The 21,184-nt window shown below is 68.1% G+C and carries 23 protein-coding genes and 1 pseudogene; 5 read left to right on the top strand and 19 right to left on the bottom strand.

What is annotated here, in order from left to right:
* Positions 1–14: 14 nt before the first annotated feature.
* A complete protein-coding gene (locus tag QFW80_RS01385) occupies positions 15–974 on the bottom strand; it encodes a glutathione S-transferase family protein (RefSeq protein ID WP_280599193.1) in 960 nt (319 codons plus the stop codon).
* Between the two features lie 228 nt (positions 975–1,202).
* On the opposite strand from QFW80_RS01385, the gene QFW80_RS01380 reads away from it, so the two are divergent.
* A complete protein-coding gene (locus QFW80_RS01380) occupies positions 1,203–3,323 on the top strand; it encodes a M13 family metallopeptidase (protein ID WP_280599191.1) in 2,121 nt (706 codons plus the stop codon).
* Positions 3,324–3,429: 106 nt separating this feature from the next.
* Here QFW80_RS01380 and QFW80_RS01375 read toward each other — a convergent pair whose 3' ends face one another.
* The 3 genes from QFW80_RS01375 to QFW80_RS01365 form a co-directional block, all read right to left on the bottom strand.
* Complete coding sequence (locus QFW80_RS01375) at positions 3,430–5,382, bottom strand: M56 family metallopeptidase (RefSeq protein WP_280599189.1); 1,953 nt, start codon at positions 5,380–5,382, stop codon at positions 3,430–3,432.
* On the bottom strand, positions 5,375–5,764 hold the full coding sequence (locus tag QFW80_RS01370; protein ID WP_280599188.1) for a BlaI/MecI/CopY family transcriptional regulator: 390 nt from the start codon (positions 5,762–5,764) through the stop codon (positions 5,375–5,377). The genes QFW80_RS01375 and QFW80_RS01370 overlap by 8 nt, the downstream gene beginning before the upstream one ends.
* 137 nt (positions 5,765–5,901) lie before the next feature.
* Entirely contained in the window at positions 5,902–6,222 is a 321-nt protein-coding gene (locus QFW80_RS01365; RefSeq protein ID WP_280599187.1) for a DUF6122 family protein, read from the bottom strand.
* 261 nt (positions 6,223–6,483) lie between these two features.
* Here QFW80_RS01365 and QFW80_RS01360 point away from each other — a divergent pair, with 261 nt between their 5' ends.
* Both QFW80_RS01360 and QFW80_RS01355 read left to right on the top strand, forming a co-directional pair.
* Positions 6,484–6,828 carry a RidA family protein gene (locus QFW80_RS01360; protein WP_280599185.1) on the top strand — a complete coding sequence of 115 codons (345 nt, stop codon included), beginning with the start codon at positions 6,484–6,486 and terminating at the stop codon, positions 6,826–6,828.
* 110 nt (positions 6,829–6,938) lie between these two features.
* Positions 6,939–8,096, top strand: coding sequence for an NAD-dependent epimerase/dehydratase family protein (locus tag QFW80_RS01355; protein WP_280599184.1), 1,158 nt, complete (start codon positions 6,939–6,941; stop codon positions 8,094–8,096).
* Between the two features lie 222 nt (positions 8,097–8,318).
* On the opposite strand, the gene QFW80_RS01350 is transcribed toward QFW80_RS01355, so the two are convergent.
* The gene (locus QFW80_RS01350; protein ID WP_280599183.1) at positions 8,319–8,687 is read right to left on the bottom strand and encodes a glycine zipper 2TM domain-containing protein; all 369 of its coding nucleotides are present in this window, start codon (positions 8,685–8,687) and stop codon (positions 8,319–8,321) included.
* A 203-nt stretch (positions 8,688–8,890) separates the two neighbouring features.
* Here QFW80_RS01350 and QFW80_RS01345 point away from each other — a divergent pair, with 203 nt between their 5' ends.
* Positions 8,891–9,739: an extensin-like domain-containing protein gene (locus QFW80_RS01345; protein ID WP_280599181.1), complete on the top strand. Its 849-nt coding sequence runs from the start codon at positions 8,891–8,893 to the stop codon at positions 9,737–9,739.
* Between the two features lie 406 nt (positions 9,740–10,145).
* Here QFW80_RS01345 and QFW80_RS01340 read toward each other — a convergent pair whose 3' ends face one another.
* The 3 genes from QFW80_RS01340 to QFW80_RS01330 all read right to left on the bottom strand — a co-directional run bounded on the left by QFW80_RS01340 (position 10,146) and on the right by QFW80_RS01330 (position 12,853).
* Positions 10,146–10,799: a glutathione S-transferase family protein gene (locus QFW80_RS01340; protein WP_280599180.1), complete on the bottom strand. Its 654-nt coding sequence runs from the start codon at positions 10,797–10,799 to the stop codon at positions 10,146–10,148.
* A gap of 84 nt (positions 10,800–10,883) precedes the next feature.
* The gene (locus QFW80_RS01335; RefSeq protein WP_280599178.1) at positions 10,884–12,218 is read right to left on the bottom strand and encodes a PQQ-dependent sugar dehydrogenase; all 1,335 of its coding nucleotides are present in this window, start codon (positions 12,216–12,218) and stop codon (positions 10,884–10,886) included.
* Positions 12,219–12,391: 173 nt separating this feature from the next.
* A complete protein-coding gene (locus QFW80_RS01330; protein ID WP_280599177.1) occupies positions 12,392–12,853 on the bottom strand; it encodes a methyltransferase family protein in 462 nt (153 codons plus the stop codon).
* Here QFW80_RS01330 and QFW80_RS01325 point away from each other — a divergent pair.
* Positions 12,832–13,515 carry a Crp/Fnr family transcriptional regulator gene (locus tag QFW80_RS01325; RefSeq protein WP_280599176.1) on the top strand — a complete coding sequence of 228 codons (684 nt, stop codon included), beginning with the start codon at positions 12,832–12,834 and terminating at the stop codon, positions 13,513–13,515. The two genes, QFW80_RS01330 and QFW80_RS01325, sit on opposite strands and share 22 nt — an antisense overlap.
* A gap of 79 nt (positions 13,516–13,594) precedes the next feature.
* Here the strand turns inward: QFW80_RS01325 and QFW80_RS01320 are convergent, their stop codons facing one another.
* The 11 genes and pseudogenes from QFW80_RS01320 to QFW80_RS01270 all read right to left on the bottom strand — a co-directional run bounded on the left by QFW80_RS01320 (position 13,595) and on the right by QFW80_RS01270 (position 21,026).
* Positions 13,595–14,008 (bottom strand): LIC_13387 family protein, encoded by a 414-nt coding sequence (locus tag QFW80_RS01320; protein WP_280599174.1) that lies wholly within the window; start codon positions 14,006–14,008, stop codon positions 13,595–13,597.
* Positions 14,009–14,068: 60 nt separating this feature from the next.
* A complete protein-coding gene (locus tag QFW80_RS01315) occupies positions 14,069–14,485 on the bottom strand; it encodes a DUF1801 domain-containing protein (protein ID WP_280599172.1) in 417 nt (138 codons plus the stop codon).
* 682 nt (positions 14,486–15,167) lie between these two features.
* Positions 15,168–15,551: a GFA family protein gene (locus tag QFW80_RS17630; protein WP_486624496.1), complete on the bottom strand. Its 384-nt coding sequence runs from the start codon at positions 15,549–15,551 to the stop codon at positions 15,168–15,170.
* A gap of 62 nt (positions 15,552–15,613) precedes the next feature.
* Positions 15,614–16,015, bottom strand: a complete 402-nt coding sequence (locus QFW80_RS01305) for a cupin domain-containing protein (protein ID WP_280599168.1) — start codon at positions 16,013–16,015, stop codon at positions 15,614–15,616.
* Positions 16,012–16,230: pseudogene (locus tag QFW80_RS01300) on the bottom strand (hypothetical protein); the annotation flags it as partial. The pseudogene QFW80_RS01300 and the gene QFW80_RS01305, both read right to left, overlap by 4 nt.
* Before the next feature lie 174 nt (positions 16,231–16,404).
* A complete protein-coding gene (locus tag QFW80_RS01295) occupies positions 16,405–16,749 on the bottom strand; it encodes a low molecular weight protein tyrosine phosphatase family protein (protein ID WP_280599167.1) in 345 nt (114 codons plus the stop codon).
* 99 nt (positions 16,750–16,848) lie between these two features.
* The gene (locus QFW80_RS01290; protein WP_280599166.1) at positions 16,849–17,193 is read right to left on the bottom strand and encodes a VOC family protein; all 345 of its coding nucleotides are present in this window, start codon (positions 17,191–17,193) and stop codon (positions 16,849–16,851) included.
* 1,290 nt (positions 17,194–18,483) lie between these two features.
* Entirely contained in the window at positions 18,484–18,867 is a 384-nt protein-coding gene (locus QFW80_RS01285) for a hypothetical protein (protein WP_280599165.1), read from the bottom strand.
* A gap of 79 nt (positions 18,868–18,946) precedes the next feature.
* Positions 18,947–19,405, bottom strand: a complete 459-nt coding sequence (locus QFW80_RS01280) for a hypothetical protein (RefSeq protein WP_280599164.1) — start codon at positions 19,403–19,405, stop codon at positions 18,947–18,949.
* Between the two features lie 179 nt (positions 19,406–19,584).
* A complete protein-coding gene (locus tag QFW80_RS01275) occupies positions 19,585–20,199 on the bottom strand; it encodes a TrmH family RNA methyltransferase (RefSeq protein ID WP_280599163.1) in 615 nt (204 codons plus the stop codon).
* A 443-nt stretch (positions 20,200–20,642) separates the two neighbouring features.
* A complete protein-coding gene (locus QFW80_RS01270) occupies positions 20,643–21,026 on the bottom strand; it encodes a hypothetical protein (RefSeq protein WP_280599161.1) in 384 nt (127 codons plus the stop codon).
* Positions 21,027–21,184 lie beyond the last annotated feature (158 nt).

Genomic DNA, 21,184 nt, shown 5'->3' with positions numbered 1-21,184 from the left:
TCCGGAGCCGCCGGTCAGTCCGACGCGAACGACAGGATCGGGCCCTGGGGCACGATCCCGGTCGGATTGATGTGGCGATGGCTCTGGTAGTAGTGGCGCTTGATGTGGTCGAAATCGACCGTCGGCGCCACCGCCGGATGCGCGTACAGCCGGCGCGTGTATGCCCACAGCGCCGGGTAGTCGACCAGCCGGCGCAGGTTGCACTTGAAGTGGCCGTGGTAGACGGCGTCGAAGCGCAGCAGGGTGGTGAACAGCCGCCAGTCGGCCTCGGTCAGGCGGTCGCCGCACAGCCACGGTGCATGGGCGAGGCGCCCTTCGAGCCAGTCGAGGGTCTCGAACACCTTCGCCACCGCCTCGTCGTAGGCGTCCTGGGATCTCGCGAACCCGGCCTTGTACACGCCGTTGTTGAGCCCGTCGTAGACGCGCGCGTTGACCACGTCGATCCCGTCGCGCAGCCAGTCCGGGGAATAGTCGCCGTCGCGCGCGCCGACGCCGTCGAAGGCGCTGTTGAACATCCGCAGGATGTCGGCCGACTCGTTGCTGACGATGCGCCCCTGGGCCTTGTCCCACAGCACCGGCACTGTGACGCGGCCGGTGTAGGTGGGGTCGGAGCGGACGTAGAGCTGCCACAGCGTGTCCACGCCGAACAGCGGGTCGGGCACCACGCCCGGGCCGGGCTGGAAGGTCCAGCCGTCGTCGGCCATCAGCCAGTGCGTGACCGACAGGCCGATGATCTCCTGCAGCCCCTTGAGTTCGCGGAAGATCGCCGCGCGGTGCGCCCACGGGCAGGCACGGGCAATGTAGAGGTGGTAACGCCCGGGCTCGGCCTTGAAGCCGCCATCGCCCGTCGGGCCCGGGTTGCCGTCGGCGGTCACCCAGTGGCGGAAGGCCGAATCAGGGCGCTGCAGGCGGCCCTTGTCGTCGGTGAGCGCCTTGTCGTCATTGGTCCAGCGGCCGTCGACCAGCATGCCCATGGCGGTGTCCTGTCGTGCGAAGGACCGTCGAGTATGGGTGGGCGGTCGTCAAACGCGCGTCCGCAACGCGGCCGCCATCGGGTTCCGCGCTGGCCAGGCGCTCGCGCAGCGGCCGCGCGACGGGCCGGTCATGCCTTCCGGCCCGCGCGGCGCGGGCCGGAGAGCGCCTATCATTCCAGTCGTCGGCTCCCCAGGAGTCGATCTTATTCAATCGGTTGGAGAACGCACTTGAAGAAGAGTCACATCTTCGCGATGACCGCGCTGGCCAGCGCGCTGGCGCTGCCTGTGTCCGCACACGAGCCGGGAGGCTGCCTGGACGACCTCTGCCACCTGCAGTCCCTGGTGGGCGCGGACGACCACGCCGGCGGTGGGCAGGCGACCCCGATCGAAGCCCGGCGCTACGGCAGCTGGGGCATCGACACCGCCGGCATGGACACCGCCGTCCGCCCCGGCGAGGACTTCTTCGCCTACGCCAGCGGCCGGTGGGCGAACACGACCCAGATTCCCGCCGACCAGTCCAGCTACGGCAACTTCCGCGTGCTGCGCGACCTGTCCGAGGCGCGCGTGCGGGCGCTGGTGGAGAGCTATCCGAAGGGCGATCCCGCCACCGGCGGCGATGCGGCCAAGATCGCCACGCTGTACGGGGACTTCCTGGACGAGGCGGCGGTCGAGGCGCTGGGCGCCGCGCCGCTGCAGCCGTTCATCGCCGAGCTGAAGGCGGCACCGGACAAGACCGCGCTGGCGCGCCTGATCGCCGACCGCGGCGGCTTCGGCGGCGGCATGTTCGGCCTGTTCGTGTCCGACGACCAGCGCGATCCCGACCGCTACACGCTCTACCTCAGCCAGTCCGGACTGGGACTGGGCGACCGCGAGATGTACCTGCGCGAGAACTTCGCGCCGCAGCGCGAGCGTTACCTGAGCTACATCGCGCAACTGCTTGAACTGGCGGGCTGGGAAGACCCGAAGGCCAATGCCGCTGCGGTGATGGCGCTCGAGACCCGGATCGCGGAGGCGCACTGGACCCGCGCCGAGAGCCGCGACCGCGACAAGACCTACAACCCCACGCCGCTGGCCGAGTTCGACCGCGTCGCCCCGGGCTTCCCGTGGCAGGCGTTCTTCGAAGCCTCGGGCGTGGACCAGGCGCCGGTCGCCGTGGTCCGCCAGGACAGCGCGGTGCCGAAGATGGCGGAGATCTTCGCCGACACCGAGCTGGCGACGCTCAAGGCCTGGCAGGCCTTCCACGCCACCGACGAAGCCGCGCCGCTGCTCTCGAAGGCGTTCGCCAACGCGCACTACGAGTTCCGCGAGAAGTTCCTGTCCGGCCAGCCCGAACCGCGCGAGCGCTGGAAGCGCGGCGTGTCGTTCGTCGAGGACGCGATGGGCGAGGCCATCGGCCGCGACTACGTGGCGCTGTACTTCCCGCCTGACGCGAAGGCCAAGATGGACGACCTGGTGGCCAACGTGAAGCTGGCCATGGGCGCGCGCCTGGACGCGCTGGACTGGATGAGCGACGCCACCAAGGCCGAGGCCCGCGCCAAGCTGGCCGGTTTCGGCCTCAAGATCGGCCACCCGGACGAGTGGCGCGACTACAGCGGGCTGGAGGTGCGGCCGGGCGACCTGTTCGGCAACGCCATGCGCGCGCGCGAGTTCGAGTGGGAGTACCGCCGCTCGCGCCTGGGCAAGCAGGTGGACAAGGCCGAGTGGGGCATGACCCCGCAGACCGTCAACGCCTACTACAACTCGGTCAAGAACGAGATCGTGTTCCCGGCCGCCATCCTGCAGCCGCCGTTCTTCGATCCCGATGCCGATCCGGCGGTGAACTACGGCGCCATCGGCGGCGTGATCGGCCACGAGATCATCCACGGCTTCGACGACCAGGGCCGCAAGTCCGACGGCGAAGGCGTGCTGCGCGACTGGTGGACGGCCGAGGACGCGGCCAAGTTCGAGGCCCAGGCGGCGAAGCTCGGCGCCCAGTACGAGGCCTACGAGTTCCAGCAGCTGCCGGGCATGCACATCAACGGCCGCACAGCGATGGGCGAGAACATCGGCGACCTCGGCGGCCTGACCATCGCGCTGGAAGCCTACCGCCGCTCGCTCGACGGCAAGCCGGCACCGGTGATCGACGGTTTCAGCGGCGAACAGCGCCTGTTCCTGGGCTGGGCGCAGGTGTGGCGCACGCTGTGGCGCGACGATGCGCTGCGCCAGCAGCTGGTCAACGGCACCCATTCGCCGGGCCACATCCGCGCCTTCGCGCCGCTGCGCAACATCGACGCCTGGTACGAGGCCTTCGACGTGGCCGAAGGCGATCCGCTGTGGATCGCGCCGGAGGAGCGCGTCCGCATCTGGTGAGCCTGACGGGTCGGGCACGGGCGCGTTCGATCGCCCCCGTGCCCGCACCGCAATTGCGTATCCGCGCCGCGCAGGGCACCCGCCCCGCGGCGCTGCCGCCGACGACCTACTGCGCGGACGGCGCCGGCGTGGCGAGTCCGCGTGCGTGGGCGTCGTCGAGGATCCGGCGGATCTCCGCGTCGGCCACCAGCGCCTCGCGCTCGATGCGCTTGCCGACCGCTTCCATCTCGCGGCCGATCGACTCCATCGGCCGCCCGGCTGCCTCCATCTCTCGGCCGAGGGTTTCCATCGGCGCGGCCCGCGCTTCCAGGCGCCGACCCAACGCCTCCATCGCGTCGCTCTCCTGCTCCATCTCGCGCTCGACCCGCTCCCGCTCCGTGCGCAACGAGGCCAGGCGCGCCTCGCGATCGGACGGGGGACCGGCATCGTCGCGGCCGCCAGCGGCCTGCATCGAGAGCGCGACTTCCTCCTCGACCAGCGACTCAAGCTCGCGCCCGAGCGCCTGCATGCGCGTCGACGCCGCCTCCATCCGCGACGTCTCGCCGTCGTCCGTCCGCTGCTGCAGGGCCTCCATCCGCGCGCCCAGCGCCTCCATCCGCTCGCTGTGCGGGCGCATCCGGCGCTCCAGCGCGTCCATCTCAGCGGTGGCCGCGTCGGTGCGGCGCGAGGCCGCGTCTACCCGCGCCAGGGTGTCGGCATCGCGCACCACCCAGGCGCGGCCATCGCGCCGGAACCAGACGAAGTCCCCGTCGATCGCGCGGCGGGTGGCGCGGATGGTGTCGACATCGTCGAGGTCGCCGGACATCCGGAAGCCTTCGCGATCGGCGCGGATCAGGGCATATCCGGTCCCGCGCTCGCGCAGGGTCGTGCGCACGGCGGTGTCGTTCGCGTCACCGGGCCTCGCCTCGGGCGGCGGATCGGCGGTGGTCGACGCGGCCGGCAATGCCGCTGCCGTGACACCCGGCGCGGCGAGCGCGGAAGACGCGCGCATCGGCGCGCCCGCGGCTGCGTGGACGACGGTGTTGTCGCTGTCGATCAGCTGCGCCTGCGCGTAGAAGGCCATGCCGGCAGCGGCGAGGCCGAGCAGGGGAAACAGCGTGGCGGCGCCCAGCGGGCGGCGTTCGGGACGGACGAGCTGGCGGATGCGGGACATGAGATGGCCTCCGTGCGCGGCGTGCGCGTGTCGGGCGTGGGGGAAAGCCTGCCGCCGTGCGGCAAGCCGGTCGAGTTCGGACAGGGCGATCGCCAGCTGGCGCGGCTGGCCGGTGAGGCGCGCGGCGACATCGTCGGCGACGAGTTCGCGTTCGATGCGGATGCGGTGCGAGAGCCACCACACCACGGGGTGGTAGAACAGCAGGGCCTCGATCGCGCCCTGGGCCAGGTTGACCAGGCCGTCGTGGCGGCTGACGTGCGCCAGCTCATGCACCACCAGCGCTTCGAGCAGGTCGGCGGGCATGCGCGCAAGCACGGCGGCAGGCAGCAGCACCATCGGCCGCCAGATCCCGGCGACCATCGGCGTGGTGCCGTTCGCGACGACCCGGACCTCGACCGGCCGCCGGATCCCGAGCGCAGGCACGAGCCTGTCGACGCAGGCCTGCCATGCGCCGGACTCGGGCACCGCCTGCCGGCGCAGGTCGCGCAGCCACCAGGCCCCCAACGCCAGGCGCAGGGACAGCAGGGATGCGCCGATCGACCACAGCAGCACGATCCACGCCGTGGTGGCGTCCTGCGGGAGCGACCACGCGGGCAGGGCGGGGAACCGGATGCCGGACGGCGCGGTCGCCGCCAGCGGGGCGAGCGCGCTGGCGCCGATCGCGACCAGCGGCACGGCTTCGACGGCATCGCCGGCGGTGCCGAACGCGTGCACGAAGTTCCAGGCGGGCAGCAGCGCACACAGCGCGAGCGCCAGGCAGGCCACCAGATAGCGCGCCTGCGGGCGCGCGTTGCGCAGCAGTGCCAGCGCCAGCCAGGCGAGCAGGCCGATCAGCGCGCCCTGCCACAGGAAATGCAGCAGTGCCGCGGACAGCGCCGGCAGCCACTGTGCGGCGAGGTCAGTCATGGCGCGTCTCCTCGAGGAAGCGCTGGATCTCCTCGCGCTCGGCGTCGCTGACCGCGTCGCTGCGCAGGGCCGCCAGCACCAGGTCGCGCCCCGATCCGGCGAACACCTTCTGGATCATCTCGCCCAGCAGCCGTTCCTGCAGCGAGCCCTGGCGCTGCGCCGCGGCGTACACGTGCGATCGCTCGCTTTCGTCGCGGGTGAGCAGCCCCTTGCCGTGCATCACCTGCAGCAGGCGCAGCACGGTGGCGTAGGTGACCTCGGGCCGCTCGCGCCGCAGCGCTTCGTGCACCTGCTTGACCGTCGCCGGCCCCAGCGACCAAAGCACGCGCAGCAGGTCGAGTTCGGCGGGCGTGGGCTTCGGCGTGCGGGGCGTGCGTGCCATGGCGTTGCGGCGTGCGGGCGGGGATGCCGCATCCTGCGCCGTCTAGACCGGTTTGTCTAGACCATTCTGTCTATGACTGATGGCAGGGGTCCTGGCCACGTCGGACACGGTCGTGAAGGCCGGCCCGGCGAGCATGCCTACATCAGCAGGCAATCGATCCAGTCCAGCGCGATGTGGATCAGCAGGCCGGTGCCGAACCAGCGCGTGCGCCGGGGCAGGGTGAGCGCGCCGTAGGCGAGGATCGCCGGCCAGGTGTGCAGCGGATGGAAGCCGATGCTGCAGCGTCCGGGCGCGTAGACGGGATCGGCCAGCAGGTGGTCGAGGTCGATCAGCCAACCGGCGAGCAACCACACGGCAGCGCGCTTCCACTGCGCAGGCCAGCACAGCCGCGCCACCGCCAGCGGCACCGCGACGTGCAGCAGCAGGTGGATCACGGCGCGTGGTTCGAGCTCGGACATCGGCGGGGCGGCAGGGTCGCGATTCGCAGGGTCGCACAGGATGGCGCGGCATCGGTCGACTGTCAGCCCGTGAGTGCGCTCCCCGGGGGCGTGGTCGGCGGCCGCGCGAACCAAGGCGGCATGCCGCGGCGGGATGCGGGAACAGGGCTGCAGTCCGCACGGGCCATGGGCATCGCCTGCGCGTGTCAGCGCGCCCGCATCGCTTCACGCGCCGCGTCGATTCCCCTATCGTGCCGGCTCCCTTTCCGCAGGAACGCCTCCATGATCCAGCGCATCGACGCCGGCCCGCGCATGTCCGAAGCCAGTATCCACAACGGCGTGGTCTACCTCGCCGGGCAGGTACCCGAGACCGACGGCGCCGACATCGAGACCCAGACCCGCGAAGTGCTCGAGGCGATCGACGCGCTGCTCGCCCAGGCCGGCAGCGACAAGCGCCGCATCCTGCGCGCGCAGATCTACCTGGCCGACATCGCCGACTTCGCCGGCATGAACCGGGCGTGGGACGCGTGGGTGGTCGGCGGCGACGCACCCTCCCGCGCCACGGTGGAGGCGAAGCTGGCGCGGCCGGAGTGGAAGGTCGAGATCGTGGTGACCGCGGCGGTCTGACCCCGCCGGTGTGCCGGTGCTGGCCGCAGCGCGGCCACCCGGACTTCCGGCAGGGGGCGGGCGACGCTGGCGGGTGCTAGAACGCGGGCACACCACCGGGGACCCCATCCATGCCCACCACCCGCCGCGACCTGTTCAAGCTCGGCGCGCTCGCCGCCGCCTCCACCGCGCTGCCCGCGCTCGCCAACGCGCCGGCCGCCGACGCGCCCGCCATCGAACGCGCGAAGCGTCCGCTGAAGATCCTGATCCTCGGCGGCACCGGCTTCACCGGCCCGTTCCAGGTGCAGTACGCACTGGCCCGCGGCCACCAGGTCACGCTGTTCAACCGTGGCCAGCGGCCCTCGCCGGAATGGCCGGGCGAGGTGGAGCAGCTGCACGGCGACCGCAACACCGGCGACCTGTCGGCGCTGGCCGGCCGCAAGTGGGACGTGTGCATCGACAACCCGACCTCGCTGCCGTTCTGGGTGCGCGACGCGGGCCAGGTGCTGAAGGACAACGTCGGCCAGTACCTGTTCATCTCGACCATCTCGGTCTATGCCGACGGCTCGAAGCCCGGCATCACGGAGGACGCGCCGCTGGCCGCCTACACCGGCGACGACGCGATGGCCGAGACGCGCGAGACGCTGATGGCCGACGTCGCCAACCTCTACGGGCCGCTCAAGGCCCTGAGCGAAGCCGAGGCGAAGCGCCAGTTCGGCGCGCGCACCACCATCGTGCGGCCGGGCTACATCGTCGGCCCACGCGACGACACCGACCGCTTCACCTACTGGCCGCACCGCATCGCGCAGGGTGGCGACGTGCTGGTGCCCGGCGACGGGCAGGATCCGGTGCAGATCATCGACGGTCGCGACCTGGGCGAGTGGATGATCCGCCTCGCCGAGAATGGCACCACCGGCACCTTCAACGCCTGCGGCCCCGACTACGTGCTCAGCACCGACGCGATGGTGCACGGCTGCCACGCGGTCACCGGCGGCCCGGTGCGATTCACCCACGTGCCGGCGGCGTTCCTCGAACAGCGCGAAGTGGGCCTGCCGATCTGGGTCTCGCGCGAGCACGACACTTACGGCGGCTACGGCGCAGTCGACAATTCGCGCGCCATCGCCGCAGGCCTGACGTTCCGCCCGCTGGCGACCACGGTGGCGGACCTGCTGGCCTGGTTCCGCAGCCTGCCGGCCGAACGCCAGGCCAAGCTCAACGCCGGCATCACCCGCGAACAGGAGGCGGAGCTGCTGCAGGCGTGGCTCGCGCAGGGACAGGGCGCGTCCTGATCACGCAGTGCCGCGCTACGTGGGATGCTGCGGTTGAGGCTGACTCCGCGCACGCACGCTTCGTTCGCACCGCTGGCGGATCGAGCCCCACGGCGCACGTTGCGTGATGGGCGATGCCAACGCAGCCGTCTTCCAACAGCGAAGACGGGATAAGCCTGGCGCAGACACGAAAAAACCCGCCCCCATGACGGGGGCGGGTGCGGTATCACGCGCCGGAACCGGTCAGCGCCAGACGCGGGTGCAGCGCTGTTCTACGATGCGATCGCCGCGCGACTCCTGGCGATCGCCCTGAACCTTGCGGCCGACGGCGCCGCCGGCGATCGCGCCGCCGATGGTGGCGAGGTCGCGGCCACTGCCGCTGCCGACCTGGCTGCCGACCACGCCGCCGATCACCGCGCCCGCGGCGGTGCCGGCGATTCGGTTCGGATCGCCGCCCGAACGCTGCACCTCGACGTCTTCGCAGACCACGCGGCTGCCGTCGTCGAAGCGGCGGCCTTCGTCCTGCGGGCCGTAGGTCTGCGCGTGCAGGGTGCCGGCGGCGGCGAGGCCGAGCGTCGCGACCGCGAGTGCATGGATGACGGGACGTTTCATGGCGAGCCTCCGCAGACACAGTGAATGTGGAGGCGATGCTCGCGGGCTGCGCGCGAATCCCGGGTGAAATCAGCGCAATACCAAGTGCGACGGTTCAGTCTGGGACATGCCCCACGCTGACATCGCGCGACCGCGCGGCTGGATGCGCGGCGTGTGCGGGCATCGTCACGCACACGTGTCCGCGCTTGCACGACCATGCGCGCATGTCCTCCACGCCTCGCCGCCGCTACGGCGGACTGCTGTTCCTGCTGCTGCTCGTTCTGCTGGCCTGGGCGCTGTTCAGCGGTGCGTTGCAGGTTCCGGACCGCTGGAATCCGTTCGCGCCCCTGCGCATCGACGACACCCCGAACCTGCTCACGCGCTACAAGCTCGACCGCGCCTCCGCCGATCGCGCCGCGTGCCGGCAAGCGCTCGCCCAGGCCGACATGCGCCTGCAGCCGATGGAGGATCGCGTCACCGGCGAGGGCTGCGGCTTCGACAACGCCGTGCGCATCAGCCGCACCAGCGTGGCGGTGGGCGAGGCGTTCTCGCTCAGCTGCCGCGCCGCGCTGTCGCTGGCGATGTGGGAACGCCATGCCTTGCAGCAGGCTGCCGGGACGCACCTGGGCAGTCCGGTGGCACGGATCGAGCACTTCGGTTCGTACTCCTGCCGCAACCTGTACGGACGCGAAGCCGGGCGTCGCAGCCGGCACGCCACCGCGGACGCGCTCGACATCGCCGGCTTCGTGCTGGAAGACGGTCGCCGCGTGCGCGTGCTCGGGGACTGGGGCGGGGCGGATCCGCCGCAAGCGGGAGGCGACACGTCCGACACAACAGCCTCCAGCGAACGCGAGGCGGAGGCTGCCGCCGCCCCGGGCGCAGACGCGCCCGCGTCCAACGCCATTCCAGAACCCGCGGCAGCCCCGGAGCCCCTCACCGACGATGCCGCCTTCCTGCGCGCCGTGCGCGACGGCGCCTGCCAGTGGTTCGACGCCGTGCTCGGCCCGGACTACAACGCCGCCCACGCCGACCACTTCCACTTCGACCGCGGCGGCGGACGCATTTGCCGCTGACGCGTCACACGACCTGCGCGCGCCCCCGGATGCGGCCTCCGGCCTTATCCGGGCTACGGGACACTGCGCCAACCCGTAGCCCGGGTAAGCGAAGCGCACCCGGGGAGCGGCAACATTCCTGTCCGTCACGCATCCCCCGGATGCGGCCTCCGGCCTTATCCGGGCTACGGGACACTGCGCCAACCCGTAGCCCGGGTAAGCGAAGCGCACCCGGGGAGCGGCAACATCCATGTCCGTCACGCATCTCCCGGATGCGGCCTTCGGCCTTATCCGGGCTACGGGACACTGCGCCAACCCGTAGCCCGGGTAAGCGAAAGCGCACCCGGGGAGCCGCGATCCTTGCCGCACGCACTCGAGCAGGCGGGACAAGCGACGCGCTCCCGGAGCCGCGGACGCGCCCATGCCGCTACTCGTCCTCGATCTTCCCCAGCGGGAAGAAGCTGCGGTAGGGCCGCGCCTCCTCCAGCACCCGCGCAAACGACGGCCGGTTCATCAGCCGCCGCCGGTATGCACGCAGGTGCGCATGCCGCTCGGGAATCGCGTGCGTCCACTGCGCGTAGAACAGGAACGGCGCCGCGCCGCAGTCGGCCAGGCTGAAGGTCTCGCCCGCTGCCCAGGTGCGGTCGGCCAGGCGCGCGTCCAGCCAGGCATAGATGGTCTCGAGCATGGCGCGCGCCTCGGCCACGCCATGCGCGTCGCGCGCCTCTGCCGGGCGGATGGCGTCGAACGTGCACTTCTGCTGCGGCGTGGAGACGTAGTTGTCGAACACCCGGTCCATCATCCGCACCTCCAGCGCCGCCACGGGATCCTCGGGAATGAGGCGCACGGGCGACGGGTGATGCAGCTGCAGGTGCTCGATGATCGTGCTGGCCTCGAGCACGGTGCGCTCGCCGTCGACCAGGATCGGGAAACGCCTGAGCGGCCAGCGCGCCGCGAGCTCGGCCATGTGCGCCTCGTCGTCGATGCGGCGCAGTTCGAACGGGGTGCCGGCCTCGTACAGCGCGACGAGTACCTTCTGGCAGTAGGACGAGAACGGATGGGCGTACAGCAGCGGCGTCATGCATCGGCTCCGGATGGGGAAGGTCCGGCAGCACGACGTTCGACGCGGCGCCGTTTCGACAGCCGCGCCGTCGATCGCGGGCCCTCAGCCCGGCGGCGTCAGCTTCAGCAGGCGGCCGTTGCCGCCATCCTCCAGCAGCCAGATCGCGCCGTCGGGGCCCTGCTCGACGTCGCGGATGCGGCGGCCCATGCCGTAGCGGCGGTACTCGGAGGCGCTGGTGCCGTTGAAGCGCACCCGCACCAGCGCCTGCGAGGCCAGGCCGCCGATGAAGGCGTCGCCCCTGAAGGTGCGGAACAGGTTGCCCGAATAGATGATCATGCCGGCTGGCGCGATCACCGGCGTCCACCATTCCTTGGGTGCCTCGAAGTCGGGACGGGTGCTGTGGCGCGGGATCGGGCCGCCGCCGTAGTGGTTGCCTTCCGATACCAGCGGCCAGCCGTAGTTGCGCCCGCGCAGGATCAGGTTGAGCTCGTCGCCGCCCTCCGGGCCCATCTCGTGCGACCACAGTCGACCCTCGGCGTCGAAGGCGATGCCCAGCGGGTTGCGGTGGCCCAGCGTCCACACCTGCGCGGCATTGCCGCCTTGGGCATAGAACGGGTTGTCGCTGGGCGCGGTGCCGTCGTCGTTGAGGCGGATCAGCTTGCCGAGGTTGCCGCCCATGTCCTGCGCCGGGTCGAACTTCTGCCGGTCGCCGGAGGTGATCCACAGCTTGCGGTTGGCGTCGAACGCCAGCCGGTGGCTGAAATGCCCTTGGCCGCTGACCTTCGGCGCCTGCTCCCAGATGCGGGTGATGCCGGTCAGGTTGCCGTTGTTGCCCGAGCCCAGGTCCAGCTGCGCACGGACCACCACCGCGCCGTAGATCGCGCCGCTCTGCTCGACATAGCTCAGGTAGATGCGGCGGTTGCTAGCGAACTGCGGATGCAGGATCACGTCGCCCAGCCCGCCCTGGCCGCCGTAGGCCACGCGCGGCACCCCGGTGATGGTGCCGACCTGGCCGGTGGCCACGTTCACCAGCCGCAGGGTGCCGTTCTTCTCGGTGACCAGCAGCCGGCCGTCGGGCAGGAACGCCATCGCCCATGGCTCGTTGAGCGTGGCGACCGGCGTGCTGACGAAGGGCGGATCGGGCTCGACCACCCGCCGCCGCGGGCCCGGGCCGCCGGTGACACGCTGCGGTTCGGCGGCGAGCGCCGGGGCGCGGGCGGGGGTGCGGGGCGCCGCAGCGGGCGCAGCGGGCGCAGCGGGCGCGGCGGGCGCGTCTGCGGGCTGCGCGCGGATGCGCGGCGACACCGCCAGCCGCGTCGCGGCGGCGGCCGGTGCGGTCTCGGGGGTGTATTCGACGGCGGGGTTCTCGACGATCACGTCGTCGCATGCAGTCAGCAGCAGGGCGCTGCAGGCGAGGGCGGTCAGGGACAGGCGCATCCGGGCGATCCTGCGGAAGACGGGGGAGGGCACACGATACGCCCGCGGGCGCCCGACTCCAGTAGCGCCGGTCACGTTATCGCGCGGTGAGTGCAGCGCGTTGCGCGGCCTGAGGATGCGGGTGCGGCTTGGCTGCGGCGCGCCATGCCGGATGCACCCGGGAGCCGGAGTCCTCAGGCGCGTCGCCGCCCGATCCAGCGCGGCACGCGGCGGCAGTAGTCCGCGTAGCGCGCGCCGTGGCGGGCCTGCAGGCGCGCTTCCTCGAACGGCACGTAGCCCCAGTGCGCGGCGGCGAAGAACACCGCCGGACCCGCGAAGGCCGCCAGCGACCCCATCCAGCAGGCGGCGCCGAGCAGCAGCACCAGCAGGCCGAGGTACATCGGATTGCGCGTCCATGAGAACCAGCCCGCCTCGCACAGCTCGGAAGGCTCGCCGAAGGTCGGAACGTTGGCGCCACGGCGCTTGAACAGCGCTACGTGCCACTGCGCGATCGCGTACCCCGCCAGCACGCCCGCGACGCCCACCCAGGTGGACAGCGGTTTGACCAGCGCAGGGGCCGGCAGCATCCTGTCGAGCAGCCACATGACGCCCAGCAGCAGGAGCACCAGCACCGGTGGAAGCAGGAATCGCGGCATCGGCTTCGCTCCAGGCAGAGCCGCCAGCATCGCGGATCGACCCGGGCGCGTCATTATCCCCGGATAACGGCGAGGTACCCGCCCGCGAGACCTTCTTCAGCGCCTTCGACCGTCTGGTGGGCGACACCTTGCCGCGCGATGCGTCGCTGCCCGCGCGCATCGCCGTGCGCACGCTCGCCCGCGACGCGCCGCTGTTCGCGGCCGGCGCCATCGACCGCCGCGTGCACGTGGTCTCCAGCGGCTTCCTGACCCTGCGGTACCAGTCCCCGGAGGGCGCCTCGTGGGTGAAGGGATTCGTACCCGCGCAGGTGCCGTTCGCCTGCCTGGCCTGCCTCGATGGCGCGCCAGCGCCGTTCGACGCCCATGCGGGCACGGACTGCGTCGTCGCGTCGCTGCCGGCAGATGAACTCGAGCGCATCGCCGGAGACTCCCTGCCGTGGATGCGCGCCCTGCGCAATGCCTACCGCGTGTACGGCCAGCGCAAGGAGCAGCGCGAGATGGAATTGCTGATGCTCGCGCCCGAGGCCCGCTATGCCCGGTTCCTGCAGGAAATGCCCGGGATCGCCGCGCAGCTCAGGCAGCACGAGATCGCGAGCTACATCCGGGTCACGCCCGTGTCGCTGAGCCGCATCCGGCGGCGGATGCGCGTGCAGGGGCGTTGACGCGTACGCACTGCCCGCCGAGCAGCGATGCGCCCGTGGGCGACCACTGATGTCCGCGCGGCGTTCCAGCTCAGCACCACTACACCCGCGCGGCCACCACGCTGGCGACGTACGCCAGCAGCGCGACCGTCACCGCCGCCAGCGGCACGCTGAACCAGTAGAGTCTGGCCAACACGGCGAAGCCGAGCAGCGTCGCGAACCCGATCGCCAGCAGCCCGTTCGAGCCGAACAGCACCCGGCTGTGCGACACCGCCAGAACACCGAACACCAACCCGAACAGCAGCAGCGCGATGCCGTGACTGGCATTGAATCCGATCCACGCGCGCAGTACGGACGTCTCCCGGGTGATGGCGAGCGGTGCGGCCTCCATCGCCGCGCGCAGCGCCGGATCGCGCGGCAGCAGGTGCGAGGACGAAAAGGTGTAGACGAGATGGAGTATGCCCAGCAGCAGCGAGATCCCGGCACTCACAAGCATCAGGATCTTCGCAGTCACGGGGTGTCCTCGTGGGGATGGTTGACGATGGGTCTGGCTGGGCGCGTGCGGAGGGCGCCGTCAGGCATCCGTCGACAAGCGTTTTGTTGCAGCGGCCTCGATCATGTCGGACAGGACCACCAGGTCCACGTCGGCGAGCCGCTTGATGTACAGGCAGCTCTTTCCGGTCTTGAACTTGCCCAGCTCGCCGGGCAGCGCACCGGAGTCGCTCGCGATGTCGAGCCCGTAGAGCACGAGCTCGCTCTTGCGCGAGGCGAAGCCGACCGCGCAGATCTCGCCTTCCCGTCCGCTCTCGTAGCGGTAACGATGCACGCCGAAGCCGACCATGCCCGGGCCCCACATGCGGGCGGGCTGTCCGGTCACGCGCGACATCAGCTCAGCCAGTGCCTGGCAGTCGGCCCGTCGGTCCGGGTGTTCGATTGCCGTCAGGTAGCCGGACACATCCGCGTCCGTTTCCCGGGTCTTGTTCGCGCGCATGTCGACTCCGGAGACGACGCCTGCCGGCAGGGGTGAGGGGAAGCGTACGCCGAGAATCGACGCGATGCTGCGTCCGCCAGGCGTTGGCGCCAAGTAGGCGTCGTCGTCACATCGAGCGACGCGACTGCCGGCATGGCGAGGGGTGGTCGCTAGAACGCCTGGCCGTTCGAGGAACGGTCGGTGCTCTCCCAGGCGTGGGGTTGGCGGAGGGCGGGACCGCCCCGGCTGCACCGGGCCGACGCCGACCCGTCGGACGTCGCCGATGGCCTGCTTAGGTCCTGCCGCCGCAAGCGGCTCGCCTGGCGCCGTCCGCCGGGTTCCGAGCTCCACACGCGGGCCTTTTGTCTCCGACCGCCGGCCGAAAAGGCCGGGCGTTGGACAAGATTTGTCCAGCCGCCGCCCTCAGAGGCCCGCATTCCGCCCGATCTGGCCCACGCGCCAGGCTCCGGAAGCGGAGCCCGGAGCAAATTGGTCGGCCGGCGGCCGGATTCGGGTGGGCTGCGGAACGATCTGGCCGGCTGACGGACCGGATCGGGAGGGCGATGGCGCGATTTGGTCGACCGACGGAGCGAATCGAGCGGACGAAGGCGCGCCCTGGCCGGCCATCGGGCCGGGCAGGGCGGTCAGCCGCACGAAGATGTGGCCGTCGCACCGATCCGGAACGAACCGCTCGCGAACAGCCTCAGTCGAGGAACGTCCAGGTGTCCGCCCCGTCGAAGCGCCTCACGGACACGGACGCCAGCAGCCCGGGATCGAAGTTCCGCAGGTTCACCCCGTGTCGCGCGCCCGGCACCGGATCCAGCGGTTCCCAGTGCGTCACGATGCCGCAGTGCCTGCAGCGCACGTTTCTGAGCGTCCGGTCGCCCCAGACATAGCTGTCCGTGTGCTCCGGATGCCCTTCGATCGACACCGAGCCCAACGGGTAATACGCACAGATGATGCCCGACCGGCGACAGAGCGAGCAGTTGCAGCTCGTGGCCTCCGGAGGCGCAGACGGGAGCGTGAGACGCACGGCCCCGCAATGACAGGAGCCGTGGAGCGATGGCGCGGGTTGTTCATCACGCATTGGTCGTAGGCCTCATCGGTGGTCGCCAGTTGCGGTGGTCGGTCAGCAGCCGCTTTCCGGAATCACCGACCGGGCGGGGGATCCACGAACTCCGTCTCGGCGCCCTGCCGCTCGAACGTGACGTTGACGGTGCGGCCCACGGCGCGCGTGCGGTGCACCGTGCCCGCCGGCACCACCAGGCACTGCCATTCCCGCAGCACCACCTCGGGCGCCGACTCGAATTCGATATGCAATTCGCCCGAGACCACGAGGAACAGCTCGTCCGTGCCGGGATGGCGGTGCCAGCGGTACTCGCCCTCGAACACCGACTGCCTCATGCACTCGCCATTGACGTCCAGCACCACCTGGTTGCGGTAGCCGCCGGCGACCTCGCGCTGGAGCGCCTGCAGGTCCACGACGGCCAGCGGGGAGAAGCGGGCGGTTTCGGCTGCGTACTCGTCCGCCGATGGCAGGTCCTTGGTCATGGTCTCTCCTCTTTCGCGTTCGACGGTACCACCTCGACGCGATCCTTCGAATAGAGGTCCGGAACGTACCGCTCCATCAACGTGGCCGGAAATTCCGGGGTTGTGAACCCGTACCTGGCGTACAGGCCGTGCGCGTCTCCGGTCGCCAACGTGAAGCGACGCAGGCCCTGCAGCTTCGGGTGTGCGAACACGGCGTCCATGAGGGCCGTGGCGTATCCGTCGCGCGCCCCGGTCTCCAGGTCCAGCCGCCTTGTAGCGGCGATGGGACCCGCTGGCAAGCGCCAGACGCGGGAGAAGCGGAGGGAACCATCCAGGTGGAATTCTCTCCGCCCCATTGATCGCAACCTGGCGCTATAGGTGTCGGCCTAAACGGACTCTGGAGTCGCAGGCTAGGGCGCACCCGAGCTGGACGGCAAGTACGGCCGCACCTTCTGCTGCAGGAGCCGGATGAGCTCCGGCGCCATGTACTCGAACTCGTCCGGGATGCCGAGTACGGCCAGGCGCTTGTCGCGCAGCTGGGGCCGGAACCTGGCCGCGATCCTGGACCGGTGCGACGCCTCCATCACCAGGATCGTATCCGCCCAGGCGATGAGCTCGGCCGACACCGGACAGTCCGCGTCGTGGCCGGTTCCGGCGGATGCCGTCTCGATGCCCGGCCAGTCCGCGAACACCTGCTCCGCGGTCGGGCTGCGCAAGCGGTTCTTGCCGCAGACGAAGAGAACGTTGTGGGTCAAAGCGTCACCTGTGGCATAACCCTTGGATCAAATCGACCCGCGAAGCGGGTTTCGCTTGATTGGAACTGTTGGACCGTCGCTGCCCTGACCTATGTGGGACTACAGCTGCCATAGCCCATGATCATTGCCCCCTCTGAGGTAGATGGCGAAGCTCCCGTGGCCGGGGATCTCCGTGGGCGGAACGGCAATCTGTCCACCGGCCTCGACTACAGCGGCAACGGCTGCTTCAAGGTCTTCTACTAGCCAATATGGCCGGACTACCGGCTCCTCTGTCTCACGCAATGGCGCGCGTACACCCACACGCCCGCCGCCCGCCAACGCGGCGGTACGTGCGTTGCCGAGACCGGCGTCAGGACCGCCAAACTCCACGCCGCTCGCGGCGGCGTACGCGGCACACACTGCGTCTACGTCATTGGTCACTATCTCGAGGTACTGGATCTGCATAGGTCGGCTCCCGGTTGACGACGGGCATGGTGCTGCGGCCTAGGGCCAGAGTTGAGCCGACACGCGAGCGGGGTCGTCTTGAATGAATTGTTAGACCTCTCCACGCGAAAGGCCAGCGGCGACAAGCTTGAGTCGAACCATAGCGTCCTCTGGGCCGAAACGACCGGCCTTCCCGTAGCTACCCTTTGCGGCGTCGGTATCTGAGCAGACATGCGCCAAGACGGACTCGGCCAGTTCCTTGTGTGGAGCGATGCGCGCTGCCAGCTTGTGCAGAACCGCTTGACCAGTCGGGTCAGACTCATGGCCGTCCAAGGCGTACGCCCAATAGAAGTTGTCGTAGGTCGCGCAGAAGTCCCAGAAGGACAGGCGTCCGGCAGCGCACTGCGCCACCAAGTCATCATGGTGATCTAGGGCAGCGACTAGCTCGTATTCCAAATGGTACGTAGCCATGTGCTATGAGAGGCCTAACGCCTGAGTTAAACCGACCCGCGAAGCGGGTTCTGTTTGAATGAGTTGGCAGGCCGTGTCACCGCGCGACCCAACCGATTACGACAAGTATCACCAAAGCTATGGCACCGAGCCATCGTGGATAAAAGGCAATTGTCCTCATCGGTGAGTCGGGGACGATCCCTCGCTCCAGGCTGACAATAATCTCACCCAGAACCTTGTCTTGCTCAGTCCGATGTTCGGGATCTCTGACCCGAATGTCCGCGTCGTGCAGGTAGAACATGACGTGCGAAGGCAGCTGCACATCCGGGAATGTTGAGCGCTGCCAGTCAGTGAATCGTCGGGCAGCCGCAGACCAACTATCTACGTCGCCGCGGGAAACCGGAGAAGATTGCTGCAGTCGCCGGAGCTCTTGGGCAATCTCTTTGAGTTGCGATGGATTTGCCACGAGCGGCCTAGCACCTGAGTTAATCGGACCCGCGAAGCGGGAGGCGGTTCCTGCGAAAAAGTGGACACCGGCTGCCCGGCTTCGGTCCATCGGCGCCGGAAGCCGCCTGCCAGGAACCCGACCCCCGATGCCTGTGGAAGAGCGTATCGCACGTCGGCGCGCGTGTCCGCAGAGCCGCCGTCACGGCGCGCCGGGGCACGCCCGGGATGTAAAGCGACTCGGCAACGTCGTTGACATGCACGCCCAGCTGTAGGCTCAGGTGTACGGCGGCGGCCTTGACCTCGCTGTAGCGGGAGATGGTTCGGGGGCCAGGCTTGGGCATTGCGACACTCCTGAGTATCAGGTCAGGGTGTCCACTGAAGCGTAGGAACTACCGCATCCGCTTGAAAAAATTGTCAGGCGCCACTGACGTAGCGTCCAGTAGCAAGCAGAGTAACCGCAGCGACGCCCCTGATAAGCGCATGAAGATAGAACGGCGTCGAAATGCCTGCAAGCGCAGATAGGCCGCGAAGCGCAACCGTGTCAGAGAACACGACCAAGAAGAGGATGACAATGGAAAGAAATGCATAGATGTAAGCACTTGGCTCAAGCAGTAGAGCTGCGAGGCCGCAAATGGTCAACAACACAATCTCTGCCAGTAGCAGTAGGGTTTTGATTCCCCACTGCGCCCGAGATAGCTCAATGCTAGAATCTTCCTTCAGCGCATTTGCTACAGCGCCGAAGAGGAGCCAACCGTAGATCAGATGTAATGCGCCAAGTAATCGAAACAATACTTCCATCGTAACGCCCAACGCCTGAGTTAAGCCGTGCCGCGGAGCAGCATCGGCTTGAATGAACTGTTACGCGCGTAACCCATTACTACCATTCCTCGCCGGGCTGAGGTGGAAACGCTTGAACCGGATGCGAGATGTTCCAAATCTGGAAGTTCTTGGGAAGCGGCCTGCCGTTGAGATAGTCGTTGATCTTCGTTTGCCAAAGTTGCTCAGGTTTCTTAGGCGGGTACTGCATGCTGTAGTCTTCCGATACGTCCACAATAGATCGATCGCCACGCACCAGACGCAAGACGGAACCGCTCTGGTCAGTAGCGAACAGGTAGTAATGTCCAACCAGCAGGCGTAGGCCGCCGCACCATATAGCCTCGTGGCGTAGATAGTGGAAGCTGGGGTTACCTTTGAGCGTTCTAATGATCTCAAGCTGTCCGGCGATGTCCCTTGATGCCTGAGACTTATTGACAAGGCCGACAGAGTTCAGCCGCGCCACAAAGACGACTGTCGCAGAGTCGAGGCTCTGTCTGAAGGTTGGTACCTCAGGCTCCATGCAAGCATCAGCGGGCCCAGATGCGGTAAGCCATAGCAGGATCGTGATTAGCGCGAGTCGATGCTTCATGAGCGCTTAACGCCTAAGTTAAGCCGACCCGCGTAGTGGAGTGGACCAGGTGGCAGGCTTTACCTGCCGCCTGGGCCGGGTAACGAAGCGGGTTCGGCTTGAACGCATTGTTAGGCCGCACCTTGCGTTGCGGTTCCTGGATTCCGAATGGCGCGCTTGTACTTCTCTTGGTAGGCCCGGCGCTGCTTGGTGATCTCGTACAGAACAATGCCCGTGGTAGTCCCGAGGTTCAGGCTCTCGACTATGCCGAACATGGGGATTGAAACACAGAACTCGCTACGCTCGACAGCCAGATTACTGATACCTCGCGACTCATTGCCGAACCACACGGCAAGTCGAGGATGGGTGTAGTCCGCCTCATGAAGAATGTAGTTGTCCTTCCCTTTGATGTGAGGGGAAGTAACGATGGAAACGTAGCGGTTCTTCTCTAGGTGGCTGAGGCAGTCTTCAGTGCTGTCGAAACGCTTGACGAAGCTCCACTTGCTGGCAGAAACGGAGCTCTTGGCTACTGACCGTCTCTCTCGGAGCTCCTGCCAGTCATCGGGCAAAGATCTCTTAGCGTCAACGATGTATGTCTTGTCGATGCCAAGCGCATTGACGTTGCGAAGAATGGTTCCAATGTTCTTCGCATCCATCGGGTTCTCGATAACGGCAATGAGATTCTTGCAGCGATATGGCTTAACCGCCTTGGCCCGTTGCCGCAGTGTGGTCTCTTGGTCGGGCATGCGTGAATGTGTCCTGTGCGGCCTAACGCCTGAATTAAGCCGACCCGCGAAGCGGGTTCGGCTTGAATGAATTGTTAGGCCCAATCGTCGTGATGCCTGATTGTGCCGTCCGCGCAAACATAGACAAGCAGATGGGCGTCGGTGATTGGAGGCGAAGCGGCTACGTCCCAGATCACAGACCAGCAACTCTTGGCGGGCGACTCATGGTTGAAGTGCCATATGGCGCTTTGGAGGTAGCGGTGTGCATTCTCAACGCCAGAATCCCTTAGATATCTCTCGGCGTGCTGCGCTGCTTCCTGCAGCGAAACACTCGGTGCCTGAGCCGCTGCAGGAGCGACGAGGATCAGTAGAAGCGTAAGTAGTACTCGCATACCGGGGCCTTCAGTTGGGCCTAACGCTTGAGTTAAGCCGACCCGCGAAGCGGGTTCGGCTTGAATGAATTGTTAGGGGGCAGCCGTGGCACCGCGAAAGAATACACGTGTCTTTGCGCTGAGTACCGCCCACATGTTGATTGCAATCTCAATACCACTGCGAACAACGTTTGCAACAATTTTCTGAGTAGGAACGATCAACTCTTGCGCTTGAACGAGTAGATATGCGTTCTGTGCGAATACGCCACCGTAGTGGACCAAGGCTGCGGCTAGCATAAGGCGATCCCATCCGCGCTTGCCGAGCAGCGCGAGAACTGAGGAAACGACTAGGAACGAAGTTGTGACAAGCGCCATAAGCACCGGCGCTGCCGCCATCCTTGCCTCGTTAGGAACGCGCGATGAGAACGAGACGAAAGCAAGAAAGAACACACCTAAGAGGCCGATAGTGATGTTCATTACCGCTGCGACCCAAAGTCGCTTTGGTCGTCTAAGTCGCGACTCACTCATTCCTGCCCCCTGACGCCTGAATTAAGCCGCGCCGCGAAGCGGCGTCGGCTTGAATGAATTGTTAGGCCGCAGACGGATCATCTTGAACGCACCGTAGATCTGACCAG

The organism is Luteimonas rhizosphaericola, from assembly GCF_029888045.1.
GTDB classification, from domain to species: domain Bacteria; phylum Pseudomonadota; class Gammaproteobacteria; order Xanthomonadales; family Xanthomonadaceae; genus Luteimonas; species Luteimonas rhizosphaericola.
Note: the sequence above shows the minus strand (reverse complement) of the source record. Positions and strands in the feature narration are given on the sequence as shown.

Coding starts and splice junctions, on each gene's coding strand:
- QFW80_RS01355 (WP_280599184.1), top strand. CDS start 6,939: ATGCCCACCACCCGCCGCGACCTGTTCAAGCTCGGCGCGCTCGCCGCC.
- QFW80_RS01345 (WP_280599181.1), top strand. CDS start 8,891: ATGTCCTCCACGCCTCGCCGCCGCTACGGCGGACTGCTGTTCCTGCTG.
- QFW80_RS01305 (WP_280599168.1), bottom strand. CDS start 16,015: ATGACCAAGGACCTGCCATCGGCGGACGAGTACGCAGCCGAAACCGCC.
- QFW80_RS01330 (WP_280599177.1), bottom strand. CDS start 12,853: ATGCCGCGATTCCTGCTTCCACCGGTGCTGGTGCTCCTGCTGCTGGGC.
- QFW80_RS01335 (WP_280599178.1), bottom strand. CDS start 12,218: ATGCGCCTGTCCCTGACCGCCCTCGCCTGCAGCGCCCTGCTGCTGACT.
- QFW80_RS01350 (WP_280599183.1), bottom strand. CDS start 8,687: ATGAAACGTCCCGTCATCCATGCACTCGCGGTCGCGACGCTCGGCCTC.
- QFW80_RS01340 (WP_280599180.1), bottom strand. CDS start 10,799: ATGACGCCGCTGCTGTACGCCCATCCGTTCTCGTCCTACTGCCAGAAG.
- QFW80_RS01275 (WP_280599163.1), bottom strand. CDS start 20,199: ATGCCCGACCAAGAGACCACACTGCGGCAACGGGCCAAGGCGGTTAAG.
- QFW80_RS01280 (WP_280599164.1), bottom strand. CDS start 19,405: ATGGAGCCTGAGGTACCAACCTTCAGACAGAGCCTCGACTCTGCGACA.
- QFW80_RS01290 (WP_280599166.1), bottom strand. CDS start 17,193: ATGCAGATCCAGTACCTCGAGATAGTGACCAATGACGTAGACGCAGTG.
- QFW80_RS01385 (WP_280599193.1), bottom strand. CDS start 974: ATGGGCATGCTGGTCGACGGCCGCTGGACCAATGACGACAAGGCGCTC.
- QFW80_RS01285 (WP_280599165.1), bottom strand. CDS start 18,867: ATGGAAGTATTGTTTCGATTACTTGGCGCATTACATCTGATCTACGGT.
- QFW80_RS01315 (WP_280599172.1), bottom strand. CDS start 14,485: ATGCGCGCGAACAAGACCCGGGAAACGGACGCGGATGTGTCCGGCTAC.
- QFW80_RS17630 (WP_486624496.1), bottom strand. CDS start 15,551: ATGCGTGATGAACAACCCGCGCCATCGCTCCACGGCTCCTGTCATTGC.
- QFW80_RS01360 (WP_280599185.1), top strand. CDS start 6,484: ATGATCCAGCGCATCGACGCCGGCCCGCGCATGTCCGAAGCCAGTATC.
- QFW80_RS01370 (WP_280599188.1), bottom strand. CDS start 5,764: ATGGCACGCACGCCCCGCACGCCGAAGCCCACGCCCGCCGAACTCGAC.
- QFW80_RS01365 (WP_280599187.1), bottom strand. CDS start 6,222: ATGTCCGAGCTCGAACCACGCGCCGTGATCCACCTGCTGCTGCACGTC.
- QFW80_RS01270 (WP_280599161.1), bottom strand. CDS start 21,026: ATGAACATCACTATCGGCCTCTTAGGTGTGTTCTTTCTTGCTTTCGTC.
- QFW80_RS01375 (WP_280599189.1), bottom strand. CDS start 5,382: ATGACTGACCTCGCCGCACAGTGGCTGCCGGCGCTGTCCGCGGCACTG.